Genomic DNA, 19063 nt, shown 5'->3' with positions numbered 1-19063 from the left:
CAATTATTTTTTATTGCTAAAGTGAGTTAAAACATCAACAAAGCTGATGGAAGCATTTTCCATTCCGTTTACGATGCTATCAATTCTAGATACGATGTAGTTATAGAACAACTGAAGGATAATAGCGACGATCAAACCACCAATGGTAGTGATCAAAGCGACTTTAATACCACCGGCAACAACGGTTGGAGAAATATCTCCTGCTGACTCGATAGCATCAAATGCCTGAACCATTCCAACAACTGTTCCAAGGAATCCCAACATAGGAGCCAAAGCGATGAACAATGCAATCCAAGTAAGTCCGCTCTCTAGCTGACCCATCTGAACTGAACCGTAAGAAGTGATTGACTTCTCAACAACATCCAAACCTTGATCCATACGGCAAAGACCCTGATAGAAGATACTTGCAACTGGTCCGCGAGTGTTACGGCAAATTTCCTTTGCTGCGTCAACGCCACCATTGTTAAGAGCCTCATCAACCTTCTTTACAAGTTTGTCTGTGTCTGTGCTTGCAAGGTTAAGATATATAATTCTTTCAATTGCAATAGCAAGTCCAAAGATAAGGCACAAGATGATTGTAGCCATGAATCCGGGACCTCCTTCAATGAACTTAATCTTAATCTGCTGATAAATAGGCTGGTCAGAACTTCCACCCATTAGTTCCTGAGATGACATCTGAGAAGCTTGTGCAGGGGCAGGAGCAGCTTGAGCTGACGTTGCAGGAGCAGCCTTTGTAGAGTCCTGTGCAACTGCGTTCTGGGCAGTAAAGGCCATAATGCCAGCGACTGCCAAAAACATGAAAATTTTTTTCATAAATTTTTTTGTGATTTAATATTAAACAATGTATTTGTAGTTATTCGTTTGTCTCTTGGAAAAACCGAGGCGCAATTTACGCAATTTTTTCTTACAAAAATCCGCCAATGCAAACTAAATTGTAACCTCTCCCCTCAAATTTATCAACATATTTTTCTTAACTTTTTCTATATCAGCATATTTACCCATTAAAACAAATAATTTGGCCAAGGCGGCCTCAGTAGTGCTGTCATAACCGCATATAACCCCTATTTTCTTTAATGCCGCGCCTGTTGCGTATGCGCACATGTCAACGCTACCTGCCTGACATTGTGTAACATCCACAATTATAACCCCCTTTTTAACTCCTCTTTTAATGCTATCCAGGAACTCCCTGTTGGTAGGAGCATTGCCGGAACCGTAAGTCTCCAAAATAACAGCCCTGCAACCCTTAATGTTAAAGGCTGCATCCACTGCCTCCGGAGATATTCCGGGGAATATCTTTACTATCGCAACGTTGGTATCTAGTTTTGTGCTAATTTTCAAAGGTTTATCCCACTTTGCAGGATAATTTATGACAGATGTATTATACTTAATATGTATGCCGACATCAGCCAGCACGGGATAATTTGCGGATCTGAAAGCTCTAAAGTTCTCGGCATTGTATTTTGTTGTCCTGTTCCCTCTATATAGCTGACTCTCAAAGTATATGCAAACTTCAGGGACCATCGCCCTGCCATCTTTTCTCACCGCCGCGGCAATTTCAATAGAGGATATGATATTTTCCTTTCCGTCTGTCCTTAACATTCCTATCGGGAGCTGGCTGCCTGTAAGCACTACCGGCTTTTCCAGATTCTCCAGCATAAAGCTCAGAGCAGAAGCGGTATACGACATTGTGTCTGTGCCGTGAAGCACAACAAAACCATCATATTTACCATAATTTTTCTTAATAAGGAGAGACAATTTTACCCAAAAATCCGGAGCAACATCAGAAGAATCAATGACCGGGTTAAATGAGTATGTATCAATATTATACCCAAATTTTTTAAGCTCCGGAACCTCCTCCTGAATCTGGCTGAAATCAAAAGGAACAAGCGCCAGAGTTTTTGCGTCTTGCTTCATTCCTATTGTTCCGCCGGTATAAATCAGCAATAGCTTTCTTTTCATATCCTTCTTATTATCAAACAATTATATAATAATTTCCCCGATAGTTTTATATTATCATTCTATATTCCAAATAGCTCCTCTGCATTTTTTGTTGTTTGGGCAGCCACATCCTCTACGCTGCAATGCTTTATTTCTGAGACTTTTGCAGCAATGTAAGGAATATATGAGCTCTCATTTCTTTTGCCGCGGAATGGGACAGGAGTGAGCCACGGAGAATCGGTCTCCAGAACAATACTTTCTAACGGAATGTTTTCCAATGCTTTGGCGACTCCTGCATTTTTATATGTCACAACTCCACCTATTCCAACTTTAAAATCTCCATACTTCTGAATCCTTTCAAATGTCTCCGGACTGCCGCTGAACGCATGAAATACCCCTTTGATTTTGTGCGTGTTGCTGTCTTTCCCAAATACATGGTTTTCCAAAACGCGGAACATTTCATCGGTTGCGGAACGCTCATGAATAATGATGGGCAAAGAGTATTGTTCCGCCATATCTATCTGAGCAGAAAACACTTCCATCTGCTCTGCAATAAATTCCTTGCTCCAGTATCCGTCCAGTCCAATTTCTCCTACAGCATAATACCTTACAGATGAAGTAGTTGCACTGTCGTGAGAAAAATTGGCAGACTGCTTCATCTGCTCAAAAACAAAATTCAGCTCCTCTTTCCAATTCGCCGCAACTGATGTTGGATGTAACCCCATGGCCATAAAGGCATTACACTGATGTTTGTCAAAACACTCTTTTTGTCTCCGATAGTATGTAGAATCTATTGAAGGGAAAATCCACTTTTCCACCCCCGCATCCAACGCACGCTGCAGCACTTCTTCTCTGTCTGCATCAAAAGCCTCGTCATAAGGATGTGTATGTGTATCAACAAATTTCATAAATCAGCCATTATCTTCCGCATCTTGCCGGTTCCGCCTTTTAAGCTTATACTCCCCCTTATCGTCCGCCACTATCTCCCCCTCCAGCTCAAGCTCCAAAAGAATCAGCGATGCAGTATTAAAATCATACCCGGTATTCTGCACCACATAATCTACGCCCCTTGCAATTACAGGTGATAAAGTTAACAATATTTTCTCCCTTTTCCCATTGGAGGAGCTAAACAAATCCTGCTGAAGAGAAACATCGCTCCCTACGCTTTTTGTCCAGCCCAGACCGACGGGAATAGTCAGCGTATTAATGCAAGCAGATGCCACATTTTTAGATATCAAATAATTGCATCCATAAGAATTTGCGTCGCAGATTCTCCCCGGAACTGCAAAAATCTCTCTCCCATAGGAACTTGCATATTCAACGGTGCTCATGGAACCGCCATAGACCCTTGTCTCCGCAACCAACAGTCCCTGTGTCATTCCCGCTATTATCCTGTTTCTCTGCAAAAAATTTCTCCTTAGTGCCGGAGTCTCCCTTGGGAACTCCGTTAAAATTCCTCCGCCAGAAATCATCTTTATAGCATCATCTCTGTGAGATGCGGGATATATCAAATCTATTCCGCAGGGCAAAACTGCTACAGTCTCCATCCCGTTCTCCAGCGCGGCCCTATGCGCGGTTATATCTATCCCAATGGCAAGTCCGCTGACTATAAGCGGATTATACGCATTATCTGAAAATGAAGAAATTAATGTTTTGCATGAATCGCTCCCGTACAAAGATGCTAGCCGCGTCCCCACAACCCCAAGGCTGCGCGCATTATTAAGATTACCATTGCCTTTAAAATACAAAACAAATGGAGCATCCTGGCAATCAAGCAATTTCTGAGGATAATCTTTGCTTGAGATATCTATTATGCGCACTTTTTTCTCTTCATACCACAAAGCCTCCTTTTCCGCCCAATCCAAAAGTCCCTTGGAGTGCAATTTTGCACCGGATCCGCGGCGGCAAAGCGCATTATCTATGGTTTCATCATCTGCTTCAAATATCTCCTTTACAGTTGGATACAATTCCAGCAAGGCTCTCCCCGCAACCGGATTATTAAAGAACACTTTGCTCAATGCGCATAAATAATTCTCATTCATAAGATAAATTTAAAAAGGGCCGCAAGATATTCCATCCGCAGCCCCTTTTTATGCCATAGGGTAAATTTATCCTTTTAAAAAATCCGGAAAAAGAAAAAATTAAGGCCTGTCAAAATTTATAGTCAATTTGACTAAATGACAAGCATTGCATCTCCGTAAATGCCAAATTTATAACCCTTTTTAATTGCAAGCTTATAAGCGGCCATCACTTTATCATAATCACCAAAAGCGGCCTGAGTCATAAGCATTGTAGAGAGAGGATAATGGAAATTTGTAACTAATGCATCAGCAATTGCAAAATCATAAGGCGGGAAGATGAATTTGTTTGTCCAGCCGTCAAAAGGCTTAACCTGATTTGTAGTTGTGACAGGTGTCTCCAAAGCCCTAAGGACTGAGATTCCTATCGCAAATATTTTATGTCCCTCCTCTTTTGCCTTGTTAATTTTATCAGCGGTTTCTTCCGGAATTATCATTCTCTCGGAACCCATCTTATGCTTTGAAAGATCCTCAACATCAACACCTACAAAATTTCCAAGTCCGATATGAGATGTAAGGAATGTGTATTCAATCCCTTTTATCTCCATCCTCTTAAAAAGCTCTCTGCTGAAATGCAAACCTGATGCTGGGGTTGCAACTGCTCCTTCATTTTTTGCAAAAATTGTATTAAATCTCTCAATATCAATCTCTTCCGGACGGCTTCTGATTTCTTTTGGAATTGGAAGTTCACCTACGCTGAAAAGCGTCTTTTTAAAATCATCATAACTTCCATCATATAAGAATCTTAAAGTTCTTCCTCTGGAAGTTGTGTTATCAATAACCTCAGCAACCAAAGAATCATCATCTCCAAAATAGAGCTTGTTGCCGATTCTTATCTTTCTTGCAGGGTCAACCAGAACATCCCACAATCTCTGCTCCCGGTTAAGTTCTCTTAAAAGAGAAATCTCAATCTCTGCGCCGGTCTTCTCCTTGTTTCCTCTCAGTCTTGCAGGGAAAACTTTAGTATCATTAAATACAAAAAGGTCTCCTTCTCTGGCGTAGTCAACTATGTTTTTAAATACTTTATTGTCAGTGTTTCCGTTATTTTTATGCAGCACCATAAGCTTGCACTCATCCCTGTATTTGGGAGGATATTTTGCAATTAAATCCTTTGGAAACGCAAAATTAAATTGTGATAATTTCATAATGTTAGCGTAATCAATGCGTTATTTATACGAAACAAAAATGAAAAAGTTACAGACGATATGAAATTTTCTCCCTGAAAACAAAAATGCTATATCTGCAATTTGTCTCTATTGATACCTGCAATTTGTTCAAATTGCTCAACTGAAATGGCGTTATCCAGAATGTAACCGCCTGACGCAGTTCTTGTAAGACCGCTTAAAAAACCTCCGCTGCCCAATGATACACCCAAGTCTCTTGCTATTGAACGAATGTATGTTCCTTTGCTGCAGGAAATTTTCAAAGATATCTCCGGAAGATTTTCCGGAACCGAAAAGTTCACCCCATCAAGCCCCTTTGCATCAAGCACTTCCGCAGAATAAACAGTAATTCTGGATGGTTTAAGGACAATGTCGTCTCCGCCGCGTGCGATATCATAAGCCCTTACGCCGTCAACAAATTTTGCAGAAAAACTTGGAGGAACTTGGTCTTGTTCTCCAATCATGCCGGCAACCGCCTCTTTTATTTTGTCAAGCGTGATATGCTTATACGGGAAATTTTTATCTATAGGGTGTTCTCTGTCAAAAGATGGCGTTGTTGCTCCAAGAACTATCTTGGCAATATACTCCTTGCGCTCAGACTGCAGAGACTCAGCTAGTTTTGTGGCTTTCCCTATGCAAATAAGAAGGATGCCGGTAGCAAGCGGATCCAAAGTCCCGGCATGCCCAACCTTCAGCTTATGATTATGGAAATGCTTTTGCAAAGCAAATTTCACTTTTCTCACAGCATCTGCGCTTGTCCACTTATACGGCTTATCCAATACGATGATAATACCGTCGGGATAATCTTCCATGTGCTCTGAGAGACACAGCTTGCTATCCTTCTGTATTACAGTTAGTCCCACTTGAAGTTGATTTGAATTTTAAAATACTTTTACTCGGCGACAGGAATTTTATCTATTCTGCGCTGATGTCTTCCTCCCTCAAATTCTGCTGACAGATAGGCATTTATAACAGCTTCAGCCTGCTCAAGCGAAATAAATCTTGCCGGCAAAGTGAGAATATTTGCATTGTTGTGTCTCTTTGCAAGAGCCCCAAGTTCCGGAGTCCAGCAAAGGGCGGCTCTGATTCCCTGATGTTTATTAAGTGTCATTGAAATTCCGTTGCCGCTGCCGCACATTGCTATTCCAAAATCAACATCTTTATTCTCCACTGCAAGTGCCAGGGGATGAGCAACATCGGGATAATCCATACTCTCAGTTGAATGAGTTCCAAAGTCTTTTATTTTGTAGCCGGCTTTCTCCAAAAAAGGTTTAAGGGTTTCTTTAAGCTCGTATCCCGCATGATCAGCCGCCATTCCAATTAACTGTGCCATAATTATTTAATTAAACTATTATCTATCGTGAACTAAATTATTATCTCTCTCAAAACAAATTATTTGCCTGCAACGTCAAGGCTTTTAACTTTTGCAACAACGTTATCTATCTTAATAATAAATGGATAGAAAGCATCATTTTCCATTGACGAATATCTGCCTACAAGTCCTTTCATCTGGGTCTCCAAAATTCCGCTGCTCTTTGCCCACTCCCCGGGTTTTGGAACAACTCCGTTCTTCTTTGCAAATGCCAGGAATCCGCTTCCAAAATCCATTTTTGAAAGCAAGATTTCCAGTTGCGGCAAACTCTTAACCTGCCTAAGCTTATCTCTATATTTATCTGCAAGCAAAGCGCTGTACTGCATTTGCAAACTCTTGTCATTAACCTTTATAAGAAATTCAGAAACACCCTGGGTATCAAGAGGTACAAAGACATCAGGAATAATTCCGCCGCCACCGTAAACCACTCTCCCCTTTGGAGTTGTATACTTTAACTTTTTGTCCATCTTAATGCTGTCCACATTCTGCATCTCTCCATGCTGATATCTCTCCAAAATATCATACATATAATCGGGCGAATATGGTTTCTGAATGCAACGTCCCGTAGGAGTGTAATAGCGTGCAACCGTAAGCCGTATTCCGGAATTGTCAGAGAAATTAATTGGCTCCTGAACAAGTCCTTTTCCAAAAGAGCGGCGCCCTATGATTGTACCTCTGTCATTATCTTGAATTGCTCCGCTGACAATCTCACTGGAAGAGGCAGAGTTCTCATTTATAGCAATATACAGTTTAAGGTCCTGACAGGTTCCCCTTCCGTCTGCGTAGAAATCCTCTCTTTTTCTCATTCTGCCCTGCAAGTAAACTATCTTCTCTCCCTTCTTTAAGAATTCATTTGCTATCAGCAGCGCCTGGTCAAAATAACCGCCGGGATTATCACGCAAATCCAGCAGCAAAGATTTCATCCCCGCCTTCTTAAGCGATGTGACAGATGTCATAAACTCCTGGTAAGTTGTTTTTGAAAACTTTGATAACTTAATATAGCCCAGGCGTTTATTTAGCATCATGCTTGCATCAAGACTCTTAAGCGGAACTATTCCGCGGGTAATTGTGAACGGAATAAATCCAGCAATTCTCCCCCTCCTGATATCAACTTTTACCTTGGTATCCTGAGGCCCCTTTAATAGCTTGATGAGCGAATCCTGATTAAATTTTACTCCGGCAACATTTCTACCGTTAACTTTTATAATTCTATCTCCGCTTAGCAAACCCGCCTTTGCAGAAGGTCCTCCTGGTATTACGTTGATAACCACCGCAGTATCATTAGGGACATTAAACTCAACGCCAATTCCGCTAAAGTTTCCCTCCAAAGATTCATCCGCTTCCGCCAAGTCCTGCGGAGGAAGATAAACAGAGTGAGGATCCAAAGATTCCAAAATAAGAGGAATGGATTTTTCAACCATATCCTTAGGGTTGAGAGTATCTACGTAATTCTGCTGAATCTGGTCAAGCACAAGCAGAAGCTTATCCCACTGATGTCCACCTATTGCATACTCAGCCATGCTCCTCCTTCTTGAGCATCTCTCCAACATGTTGAGAGACAAGAATAAAGAAAGAATAATGATAATAACTATCCCAAAATAAGGATTGTGCAAAAGCTCTTTAAAATACTTATGGTGATACTGCTGAACAGGCTGCTGCGGTTTTTGATCAGGCTCTTGCTGAGAATTTTGCTGTAACTCCTGTTGGGAATCTTGCTGCGGTTCTTGCTGTGGAGTCGGCTCTTGGTTCTCTTTATTAATATCTTCCGGCATACTATAGGTTCCTCTCTTTTTCTAATTTGTCAATTTCTTCCTGCGGCATGTGAACTATTTCTATATTAGCTCTTTGCAGCAACTTTATTCCATCATCAAGACGATAATCGTCTCTATAAACCACTCTCACAATTCCGCTTTGAATAATAAGCTTGGCACATTCAACACACGGCGATGCAGTGATATAAAGCGTGGCCCCCTGTGAGCTGTTGTTCGACTTTGCCACTTTTGTAATTGCATTAGCCTCAGCATGTAACACATACGGCTTTGTAACTCCGTTCTCATCCTCGCATACATTTTCAAACCCCGATGGGGTTCCGTTATAACCATCAGAAATTATCATTCTGTCCTTCACCAGCAGAGCGCCAACTTGTCTTCTTTTGCTGTAAGAATTCTTGGCCCATATACCTGCCATTTGCAAATAACTAATATCAAACTGTGTCTGCTTATCCATAGACGAATCCTTTAACTCTCCAGTGTATTAGGCTGGTACAAATATCTCTTAATGCTGCGCTTTGGAGTTTTTTCAAATTCCTCCGGCATAACTCTTACTCCTGCTAGCTTGCAATAATTTGGCAAATCTTGATTTACAATCTTAATGTTCTCCTCCATCTTCTGCTTCATATCTCCGTTTGTAATTCCGGCAAGAGCACCCGCTTCAAAATCGGGATAAATTAATGCCATAAGTTTCCCGTTCTCTTCAACAACCAAAGATTCAACAACATACGGCATATTATTAATTAAACTCTCTATCTCTTCTGGATAAATATTTTGTCCGCTAGGACCAAGCAACATTGTTTTGCTCCTGCCCTTGATGTACAAAAATCCCTCTTCATCCATTAGTCCCAAGTCTCCAGTCTTAAACCATCCGTCGGGAGTAAAAGATTCTTGCGTAGCCTTTTCATTTTTATAATAGCCAAGCATTACATTGTCCCCCTTTATCAAAATTTCTCCCGGTATTGTTGCAGGAATTCCTGAATCAATTTTTATCTGCATGCGCGGCGCCGCCTTGCCGCAGGAATACAATTTCAATTTATCCCACCTTGCATAAGCTATGATTGGAGCGCATTCTGTCATTCCGTAACCAACTGTATATCTGAAACCTATCTTATGGAAAAAGCTGTCAGCCTCTTTGTTAAAAGCAGCACCGCCCACAATTACTTCCACAAAATTTCCTCCAAATGCATTGGATAATGTCTCATTAATTTTATCCCCAATCTTTTTATCTACATACGGCAGCCCAAGTAAAAATCTCATACCCGGTTTCTTTAAGAAAGGCTGCAATCTGCTCTTGTAGATTTTCTCTATGATAAGAGGAACTGCAATAATGAGTATAGGCTTAATCTCTTCCAATGCCTTGACAATAATACTTGGAGAAGGAACTCTGGTCAGGAAATAAACATGTGCGCCTACGCACATTTCAAACAGAAACTCAAACATCATTCCGTACATGTGAGCTGTCGGGAGCATAGACACAACGCTGGTAGCATTATTTACCTGAGGCATTTCCTGCATTGCAAATAACACATTGGAGACCAAGGCTCTATAAGGAATCATCACACCCTTGGAAAAGCCGCTGGTTCCGCTTGTATAGTTTATCATTGCAAGCTGCTCCGGACTCTCCTCCTTATAATAATTCAAGCTCTCTTTTGTGAAAGCCTTAGGATATTTTTTTCCAAAAAGTTCATTAAGATGCTCGCGTGTTTCAGAAACGGTTGGATCTTTTGCATAAAGTACAATAAATTGATCCATGTTTATAATTGACTCAGCATTAGGCATGTGTGATGCCGTAATTTCTTCCGCCACAATTGAACCCACAAAGAGCGCCTTTGCGTCTGAGTGATTAACTATAAACTCTATGTTCCCCGGTTTGAATTCATGCAGGATAGGAACAGGTACTGCACCATAAGTAAGGCAGGCAAGAAAAACCACGCCCCAGTTTGCCTGGTTGCGCGCACATATTGCAATCTTGTCACCCTTTTGTATTCCACAGATTTTAAAGATGATATGGAGTTTTTCTATTCTCCTGGCCACATCTCTGTAATACAGAGTTATCCCTTTGTAATCTGATAAAGCAGGACAGTCCCAGTTCTTCTTAAAACTATCCTCAATCATTTTATTTAGAGAAATATTCATATTTAATTTAACTAAAAATAATCTTTTTTATCCCGACGGATTATTCCGCCATCTTATGCAAAATCCTGCAGCTGACACAGATGCGAATACAAACCGCCCTTTGCTACAAGCTCTTCATGTGTCCCCTGCTCTTTAATTTCGCCATCTCTAAGTACAACAATAATATCTGCGTGACGAATAGTACTCAGCCTGTGAGCAATCACAATGGACGTTCTGTTCTGCATCAGCTTTGTAAGCGCATCTTGTACAAGTCTCTCGCTCTCAGTATCCAACGATGATGTTGCCTCATCAAGAATAAGAATAGGAGGATTCTTTAAAATAGCTCTTGCTATTGCCACTCTCTGTCTCTGTCCGCCGCTCAAGTTTGCGCCGCGGTCTCCAATATTGGTCTCAAACTTATCCGGCATCTGCTCTATGAAATCATAAGCGTTCGCAATTTTGGCGGCATTTATAACATCCTCTTTCTTAACGTTTTCCGCACCAAAAGTTATATTATTGTAAATAGAATCATTAAATAAAATGGAGTCCTGGGTAACAATACCCATTTGAGCTACAAGGGATTCCAGCGTATAGTCCTTAATGTCCACATTATCAATCAGCACTTCTCCGCCCGTAACATCATAAAATCTTGGAAGCATATCTGCAAACGTAGACTTGCCCGCACCGGAAGGACCAACTATTGCAACCATTTTTCCCTTAGGAATTTTAAGGCAAATATTTTTTAAGACCGGAACATCCGGCGTATAAGAAAAATCTACATTGCGATACTCTATATCCTCTGTAAAATCCTTTAATTCAATCGCTTCTTCTTTCTCCTTGATTGGATTCTCAACATCCAAAACTGCAAACAATCTCTCTCCGCTAACCATTCCCCTCTCTATGCTTGCATAAGCCGTTGAAATATTTTTAGCAGGCTCCAGGACTCTCCAATAAAAAGCAATGTAAACAACAAAGGCAGGCATATCCAGCCCAAGCTGTCCATGAATCTGAAGCCAGCCTCCGTAGAACAAAACCGCAGCGGCAATAGTTATTCCCAAAAATTCAGATATGGGAGAGGCAAGCTCCTGACGGTAAGACATCCTTCTACTGTTCTTCTGATGAGCAACGTTTGATATCTCAAAATTATTCTGAACATACTTCTGTCCGTTAAATGCTTTTATTATTCTTATGCCGGACATAGCCTCATCAAAATGGCTTACGATTCTTCCCATAAGCTGCTGAGTAGTAACTGCTTTCTTCCTTAGCTTATGCGCAATTTTCCCAATAACTATCGCTGAGAAAGGTATGGTCAGAAGAGTCACCAACGTTAATTTTGGAGACATGTAAAACAAGCCGGCAAGGAATCCGATAATTAAAAGCGGCTCGCGGAATAAAATATGAAAACTGTTTGCAACTCCGTTTTGAACTTCAGTAACGTCATTGGAAATTCTGCTTAGCACATCTCCCTTTTGATGGGAATGAAAATATCCGACATGCAAAGTGGAAACTTTTCTAAACAAATCCGTTCTGATATTTTTCATGATGCGCGCCCGCATCTTAATGAGAATCACCTGAGACCAGTATCTTGTAACATTGGAAAGAAAGGATGCCATGATTAAAATTATGCAGACAAAAAGCAATGCGCTCAAAGGGCCGCTTTGCATAAATATTTTGTCCATCTCATACTGAAAGACATCCTTAAAATATTGAACGCTCAAAGAAAAATGGGCAACCTTGTCCGCGTTTGCCGCCGCTGCCGCCTGCACCGTATTAGGCTCAAATAGAACGGTCAACAAAGGGTCAACCAATGCATAATTAGCAACGCCGAAAATAACTGAGAATATGGAGAGTACAAGATATCCGGGCCAGAACCTTTTAAACGGCCTGGCATAATTTAATAATCTCTTAAATGACTTCATACTCTCATCTTTCTTTATATCAATTTATTATCGCGGAAGGTTAAAGTTTCTTTATCCTTCCGCTCTTTAAATTCAGCAAAAACTCCTTCCCGTCAACTCCCATGACTTTAATGTACCCATCCTTCTCCATGGTAATGCGGCTGTCCTTTGCTATAGGCCTGCGCCAATTTCTTGCGGTAAGCTCAGAGCCATCCAGATTATAAATTCTTGTAGCTCCTATTGTCCTCATCAACAAATAATTGCGACCAAATATCACAACTTCTGAAGGCAGTTCTCTAGTAAACTCCGGAGCATGAATATCCTTCCATCCGGATGCCGGCGTACCGTCAAGATTATATTTTGTAATAGTGTTATCCTTGTTAATTACCAGCAGATAGTATTTATCTCCCTCCTTTACAACTGAAGGTCCCATGGAAACCCTCTTTGGCAGCACAATAGGATATCCGCCGGCATACGCTCCGCGCTTTGTCATCAGACACAGCTTATCTGCAACAATAAACGCCATGTGAACTTTGCCTCCATAAACTACCTGACCTACAGCACCTTTAAGAGTATCCTTAAATGGCAGGGCCCACTGGTCTTTATGGGTTTTATCAGAAAATGCAATTGAAAGAAACTTCTTAGACTGCTCAACATAATTAGTGTCTCCGCTAACAGGGTCAATAACCATAAACGGTCCGAGCGATGCTTTAATTGTACTATCAATAAACTGCTGGTGTCCGCCCTCACGCTTAAACATCTCAGGCGCATTGGAAAGCTTGGCGGCATAAAAATCCAGTTCCGCTATAACATTCTTATCTTCAGCACCTACGGTTGCAGTAAGACATTCAAAATTCTTCTTCTTTATGCTTGAGGTAAACTGCTTTCTAAAATATGGATTAAGCGCGCTGAACAATGTATCGGAACCCTCTTTGATATTAATCAAAACTCTTGCGGAACCTTTATCAGACAGGAAAGAAGACGCCGGTGTTTTGCCAAGATAATTCTCCAGGCTTATACGTCCTCCGCCCTTTGTAAATTCTGCAAGCGCTTTACGCGGACCAACGACCATCCACTCTCCGGAACGGCAATAAACCTCCTCCCTTGTATGGCTGAAGGCCTCTCCAAAAACTGAATAAAAATATCCTCTCAGTTTATAAGGCTTAACTTTGGGTCTGCCTATCTTATCTTTAACGCCTCCAAATAATCTTGATAATCCCGATGGTTTCACGTGTGCAACCGTCAGCCATTCATACTTTCCTCCAATAAGGCAGAATGCAGTAGCAACCTCTGTAAAATTCTGAGATATAGCCCAATCTGCAGGCTGCTTCTCTCCCCTCCTTGCGACTTTAAGCTGTCGGGATAAATAAGAATTCAATTTTTTATTTACCTCCAGATAGTCTCTGTAAGATTTTAGATAACTCTTCATTCCGGAGATTTGCAAGCTTACGCAGAACATCGTGCTGGCAGGAAGAATTTTTCCAACTTCGGATTCGGCCGGTTTTTGAGACAGGAAGACAGACGCGTAATTGGCCGGATCATTTGTATTGCAGGCCACTCCGCGGAAAGAGATAAAATTCTTCTGTCTTGGATTAATCTCCAGCGCGCTCCAAGAGGAGAAACGCAAAAGAAAATCTGAATATTTCAAAAAGTCATATGTAACGCAGCCGGAGAAAAGTTTTCCTACCTGTTTGTGACTCAGATATAAACACTCTGCACCGCCTGTTCCCTCCAAAGCAGCTTTGAAATCATGAAAGTCCAAAATAGAACTTCCGTTGGCAAGGTGCCGCACAGAACTCTCCAGCAAAAATGTGGAGCCGCTGGCTATCAGCAGAGACCCGTGGGTTGTAACTTCCAATCCATCAGGATATTCACGGACATCACAATTATTATATTTTCTGGAAGTATGGGAGACCGAATCCAAAAGTCCGGATATGATGCCGCTGTAACCCGGCACAGTACTCATATCCATAATCTCCATAAATGTTATTTCATTTTTGGAAGAATAATGTAAAGAAAAGAGAACGTGGCAGTTATTGAATACTTTTTTCTTAAGGAGAGATTCCTGGAATTTTACAATTGACTCGTTCTTGTTAATGAGGCCGCTGCCAAAATTTGTAGTATCATTAAGCACCGGAATAAAATGTTCCAGCTTCTCAAAATCAAATATTGCTATGGCATCTGTCGGGACCGCCTTATAAGCCGCCATTGATGCCTCTGTCAGCTGCCGCTGCTCTTTATCAGCCTTCTCTTCCCGCCCCTTGCATGCCACAAGTAATAGCACGGCAGCGCCTAGCACTCCGCACAAAAAGTAATTCCTCCGGTTCCTCATTTATTTGAACGCACAGTCGGGGCAAATTTACTAAAAAATAAAGGAAGGGAGGCAAAGAGGGAGAAAAAAAGAGGCCGGCAATATGCCGGCCTCAAAATTCTTTATGCTAAAAATTCACTTTGCTACTTAACAGGAGCAGCAGTTGCAGCTGCAGGTTTAGCAGCAGCCTTTGTAACTTTTACAAGTTCAACGTTGAAAATCAAAGTAGAATAAGCAGGCAATTTAGGACCCATCTGTCTTGGACCATATCCCAAATCAAATGGAATCCACAAAGTCTCTTTTCCACCCTCTCCAATAAACTGAAGTCCTTCTGTCCAGCCTTTGATAACTGCATTTAGAGGGAATTTAACAGTTTCTCCTCTGTCATAAGAAGAGTCAAATACTGTTCCGTCCAAAGTTGTACCCTTATAGTTAACCTCAACGGTATCCTCCGGAGCCGGCTTGTTTTCATTACCAGGTTTCTCAATCTTATACTGCAAACCATCGGGAGTCTCCTTTACGCCATCTTTAGTTTTATTAGAAGCCATAAACTTCTTCTCCTCCTCTTGTTTAACCTTTGCCATAGCCTCCTGAGCCTTCATCATATACCTTTGAATGACAGGACCACAATCATTTTCCTTAATCTTTAAAGTTGTGTCTCCGGCCATGTAAGCCTTCATGGCCTTCATAATAACGCCATAATTAAGACCTTCCATAGAAGAAGCCTTAAGCATTCCGCCAAAAGAAACACCAACGGCATAGCTGACAGAGTCAATTTCTGCCTGGCTTACGCCCTCAATCTTAGTCGTCTTCTTTCCGCAAGAAGCAACAACCATTGCGCATAAAGCGCAAACTGCTAGTGATTTTAAAATCTTCATTGTATTTAACTAATTAGTTTATAATAAATTCTATCCAAGCGCCTTAACCGCAGCGCAGAGGGCAAAGGTAACTATTTTTGCAAACTTCTGACAGCAAACAGGCAAAGTTTATGCAATAGCCGTGCCCCGACGTTTGCGTCCCATTCATTCTTCTCTCCGCCGGCCGCCATCTTGCCTTTTGCAGAAGCAGGCGCAACCTCGCAAAGGTCAAATCCAATTATTCTTTTTCTTCCCGACAGTTTCCTAAGCAAGTACACAGCCTCTCCCCACGTAAGCCCGCCGGGAACAGGAGTGCCTGTATTAGGACAGCAGGATGGCTCAAGTCCGTCAATATCAAAGCTTACGTAAACATTATCCGGCAAAACATCAATAATGCCATCGCATATTTCATCCCAGGTCATCCGTCCGCCGTAAAGCGCAGATTTAATTCCCGCATCCGTAAAGACCTTTAAAGATTTATTGCCGTTCATCAAATCATACTCGTCCTTGCAAAAATCTCTAATTCCAACCTGGCATAAAGTCTTGACGCCCTTAATCTTATGCAAAATATTATACATGATTGAGGCATGAGAATATTCAAAACCCTCATAGGCCTTTCTCAAATCTGCATGCGCATCTATCTGCAGCACACCAAGTTCCGCAGTCGCTCCTTTTCCAGCTTTTCTAGCCTGCTCCGCAACCATTTCCGCCGCCGCCTTAACAGCGCCAAAAGTCACACTATGTTCTCCCCCAACAACGCCCACAATTTTGTTCTCTTTATTGTAATCCCGACAGATTCCCTCTACAATTTCATTCATCTCCTCGGATGCCGCATTAACCTCATCTATAAGCTTCTGCATTTTACTCTGCTTCTCCCCTCCGGCAAGCGCATCTATAACTTTTTCCGCCTTTGCCCGCGCATCCTTGCTAATCAGCTCTATATAATCTTCCGCGGCAAAAAACTTTACATCATTCTCTTTACTTTTAGCATTTTTATTTCCCGCACTTTTTGAGTTCTCCGCAGCTCCAGCAACAAAAGTTTTTGCAGTTCCGATTTTCAAATTTTCTGAATTTGCAATTCCCTCGTCAAATAGGTCCACTTGAATAGAGGCGTCAATAATTGCCTTTGGTCCTTTTGAGGTACCTACTGAATATGAGACAGTTGCATCCCACGGGACAGAAACGATAACAACCGGGCACTCGTCTGCCCCATAAGGCATCCCAAAATAATTCCCATTAGGAACGCCCACTCCGTTAACATCAAATTTTTCCATACAAAGGATTAAAAACCAATTGAATTAATTTCCAACTTCTGACAGAAATTTAATTCTTACAAGACGCACTTCCTCTTCTGAATAATCCGGGCCAAGAGCTTTCTCAGCATCTATCAAAGAATCTGTCTCCGCCTCTTCCTTAAAATAATCATAGATATCTGCAATCTTGTCTTCATCAACAACTTGCTTTATGTAATAGTCTATGTTAATGCGAGTACCTGAGTTCACGATAGATTCAATCACAGAATACAAATCATCCATGTCCATATTCTTTGCATTTGCAATCTCATCAAGCGGCAACCTTCTGTCAATACTTGAAATGATAAATATTTTATTGGCAGAATTTGTCCCGATAGTTTTCATTACGAAATCATCCGTAGGCCTGTCTATCTCATTCTCCTTCACATATTTATCTATCAGCTCTATGAATTCTTTCCCGTATTTTTTTGCCTTGCCTTCACCAACTCCCTGGCAATCTTTAAGTTCCTCAAGGGTAATCGGGTACTTGATTGACATCTCCTCCAGCGCAGGATCTGAGAATATTACAAATGGAGGAAGACCCAATTTCTTTGATACGGAACGTCTTAAATCTTTAAGAATAGCCAGCAGCTGAAGATCTCCGCCGCCGCCGCCATGTTTTTCAGCGTCATTTGTAATTGACTCATCCTCATCCGTATCCTCAAACTTCCTGTCCTCAGTAATCTTGATTGAATAAGGTTTCTCCAAATACTCCTTCCCCTTTGGAGTCAATGATATCAACCCATACTGTTCAATATCTTTCTTTAAGAATTGCATTACGCATGCCTGGCGGATAACAGCCAGCCAGAACTTATCGTCCTTGTCCGGCATTACTCCAAAAAAGCGGCTGTGATGATGATTGTAAGACTTTATAATTGAATTCATTACACCGCCCAATATATTTGCAAGATGGTCGCTTTTAAAACTCTCCTTCATTGAGCGAATCAACTGGAACAGCGTAACAAAATACTCTTTTCCTTCAAACTTAGGCTGCGGATGCAAACAATTATCGCACGCCCCGCAATTATCCTGTTTGTAAACTTCACCAAAATAATTCAGCAAAGTCTTTCTGCGGCATTGATTAGATTCCGCATAAGCAACTGTCTCATTAAGAAGCTGCTTCCCTATCTCCTGTTCTGCAAGAGGTTTGCTTTGCATAAATTTCTCCAGCTTAAGAATATCCTTAAAACTGTAGAAAGCAATGCATTGTCCCTCACCGCCGTCACGGCCTGCACGCCCCGTCTCCTGATAATAACCTTCCAAAGACTTAGGCATATTATAATGGATAACAAAACGGACATCGGGCTTATCAATACCCATTCCAAACGCTATTGTCGCAACAATAACATCTACGTCCTCCATCAAAAATTTATCCTGGTTTGTAGCTCTTGTTGCTGCATCCAAGCCGGCATGATAAGGCAATGCCTTGATTCCGTTAACGCACAGCAACTCAGCCATTTCCTCCACCTTTTTGCGGCTAAGGCAATATATTATTCCGCTCTTGCCGGGATTATTTTTGATAAACTTTATAATCTCTTTCTCAGCATTTATTTTTGGACGGATTTCATAATAAAGGTTTGGTCTGTTGAATGATGTCTTAAAAACTTTAGCATCCATCATCCCCAGATTCTTCTGAATATCAGACTGAACCTTTGGAGTTGCCGTTGCCGTCAAGGCAATTATGGGGGCAGCCCCTATCTCCTGAACTATCGGGAGTATCCTCCTGTACTCGGGACGGAAATCATGTCCCCACTCAGAAATACAATGGGCCTCATCTACCGCGTAAAAAGAGATATGGCATTGCTTTAAAAGCTGAATATTTTCATCTTTTGTCAAAGACTCGGGAGCAACGTACAAAAGTTTTGTAACTCCTTTAAGCAGGTCATCTTTAACCTCTTGCACCTGCGCCTTATTAAGGGAAGAATTTAAGAAATGCGCAATGCCATCACTATTTGCAACAAAGCCGCGAATGGCGTCAACCTGATTTTTCATCAACGCTATCAGCGGAGAAATAACTATGGCAGTACCCTCCATCACCAATGCAGGCAGCTGATAACAAAGAGATTTGCCGCCACCTGTAGGCATGATAACAAAAGTATTATTTCCTGCAATCAGATTTTTAATGACAACTTCCTGGTCACCCTTAAAAGTGTCAAAGCCAAAAAACTCTTTCAGCTTTTTATGTAGTGCTTCCGATGATACCACGTCTCCTCCTTATAATAAATAAAAACCACTAAAGGGGCATGTCGGCCATTCAGGCCCAGCTC

15 protein-coding genes are annotated in these 19063 nt (G+C 41.5%); all 15 read right to left on the bottom strand.

The features are described from left to right. Positions 1 to 3: 3 nt before the first annotated feature. Complete coding sequence (locus LKM37_04530; protein ID MCI1720268.1) at positions 4 to 813, bottom strand: MotA/TolQ/ExbB proton channel family protein; 810 nt, start codon at positions 811 to 813, stop codon at positions 4 to 6. 114 nt (positions 814 to 927) lie between these two features. Continuing rightward, a complete protein-coding gene (locus LKM37_04525; GenBank protein ID MCI1720267.1) occupies positions 928 to 1959 on the bottom strand; it encodes a type I asparaginase in 1032 nt (343 codons plus the stop codon). A gap of 59 nt (positions 1960 to 2018) precedes the next feature. After that, on the bottom strand, positions 2019 to 2846 hold the full coding sequence (locus tag LKM37_04520; protein ID MCI1720266.1) for a TatD family hydrolase: 828 nt from the start codon (positions 2844 to 2846) through the stop codon (positions 2019 to 2021). Between the two features lie 3 nt (positions 2847 to 2849). Then, a complete protein-coding gene (gene dprA / locus LKM37_04515; protein ID MCI1720265.1) occupies positions 2850 to 3980 on the bottom strand; it encodes a DNA-processing protein DprA in 1131 nt (376 codons plus the stop codon). A gap of 131 nt (positions 3981 to 4111) precedes the next feature. Beyond that, positions 4112 to 5161, bottom strand: a complete 1050-nt coding sequence (queA, locus tag LKM37_04510) for a tRNA preQ1(34) S-adenosylmethionine ribosyltransferase-isomerase QueA (protein MCI1720264.1) — start codon at positions 5159 to 5161, stop codon at positions 4112 to 4114. An 89-nt stretch (positions 5162 to 5250) separates the two neighbouring features. After that, complete coding sequence (gene truB / locus LKM37_04505; protein MCI1720263.1) at positions 5251 to 6042, bottom strand: tRNA pseudouridine(55) synthase TruB; 792 nt, start codon at positions 6040 to 6042, stop codon at positions 5251 to 5253. Between the two features lie 29 nt (positions 6043 to 6071). Further along, positions 6072 to 6512, bottom strand: coding sequence for a ribose 5-phosphate isomerase B (rpiB, locus tag LKM37_04500; protein ID MCI1720262.1), 441 nt, complete (start codon positions 6510 to 6512; stop codon positions 6072 to 6074). Positions 6513 to 6571: 59 nt separating this feature from the next. After that, positions 6572 to 8323, bottom strand: a complete 1752-nt coding sequence (locus tag LKM37_04495; protein ID MCI1720261.1) for a S41 family peptidase — start codon at positions 8321 to 8323, stop codon at positions 6572 to 6574. A 1-nt stretch (position 8324) separates the two neighbouring features. After that, positions 8325 to 8777 (bottom strand): dCMP deaminase family protein, encoded by a 453-nt coding sequence (locus LKM37_04490; GenBank protein MCI1720260.1) that lies wholly within the window; start codon positions 8775 to 8777, stop codon positions 8325 to 8327. Between the two features lie 11 nt (positions 8778 to 8788). Next, positions 8789 to 10459 carry an AMP-binding protein gene (locus LKM37_04485; GenBank protein ID MCI1720259.1) on the bottom strand — a complete coding sequence of 557 codons (1671 nt, stop codon included), beginning with the start codon at positions 10457 to 10459 and terminating at the stop codon, positions 8789 to 8791. A 53-nt stretch (positions 10460 to 10512) separates the two neighbouring features. Beyond that, on the bottom strand, positions 10513 to 12357 hold the full coding sequence (locus tag LKM37_04480; GenBank protein MCI1720258.1) for an ABC transporter ATP-binding protein/permease: 1845 nt from the start codon (positions 12355 to 12357) through the stop codon (positions 10513 to 10515). Between the two features lie 40 nt (positions 12358 to 12397). Beyond that, on the bottom strand, positions 12398 to 14668 hold the full coding sequence (locus tag LKM37_04475; protein ID MCI1720257.1) for a hypothetical protein: 2271 nt from the start codon (positions 14666 to 14668) through the stop codon (positions 12398 to 12400). A gap of 122 nt (positions 14669 to 14790) precedes the next feature. Further along, positions 14791 to 15525: an FKBP-type peptidyl-prolyl cis-trans isomerase gene (locus LKM37_04470; GenBank protein ID MCI1720256.1), complete on the bottom strand. Its 735-nt coding sequence runs from the start codon at positions 15523 to 15525 to the stop codon at positions 14791 to 14793. A gap of 71 nt (positions 15526 to 15596) precedes the next feature. Continuing rightward, positions 15597 to 16778 (bottom strand): agmatinase family protein, encoded by a 1182-nt coding sequence (locus LKM37_04465; protein MCI1720255.1) that lies wholly within the window; start codon positions 16776 to 16778, stop codon positions 15597 to 15599. A gap of 24 nt (positions 16779 to 16802) precedes the next feature. Further along, complete coding sequence (gene recQ / locus LKM37_04460; GenBank protein MCI1720254.1) at positions 16803 to 19001, bottom strand: DNA helicase RecQ; 2199 nt, start codon at positions 18999 to 19001, stop codon at positions 16803 to 16805. Positions 19002 to 19063: the final 62 nt, after the last annotated feature.

The sequence above is a fragment of the Bacteroidales bacterium genome (assembly GCA_022647615.1).
Taxonomy (GTDB): Bacteria; Bacteroidota; Bacteroidia; order Bacteroidales; family UBA932; genus Egerieousia.
This window is presented reverse-complemented; position numbering and strand designations above follow the sequence as displayed.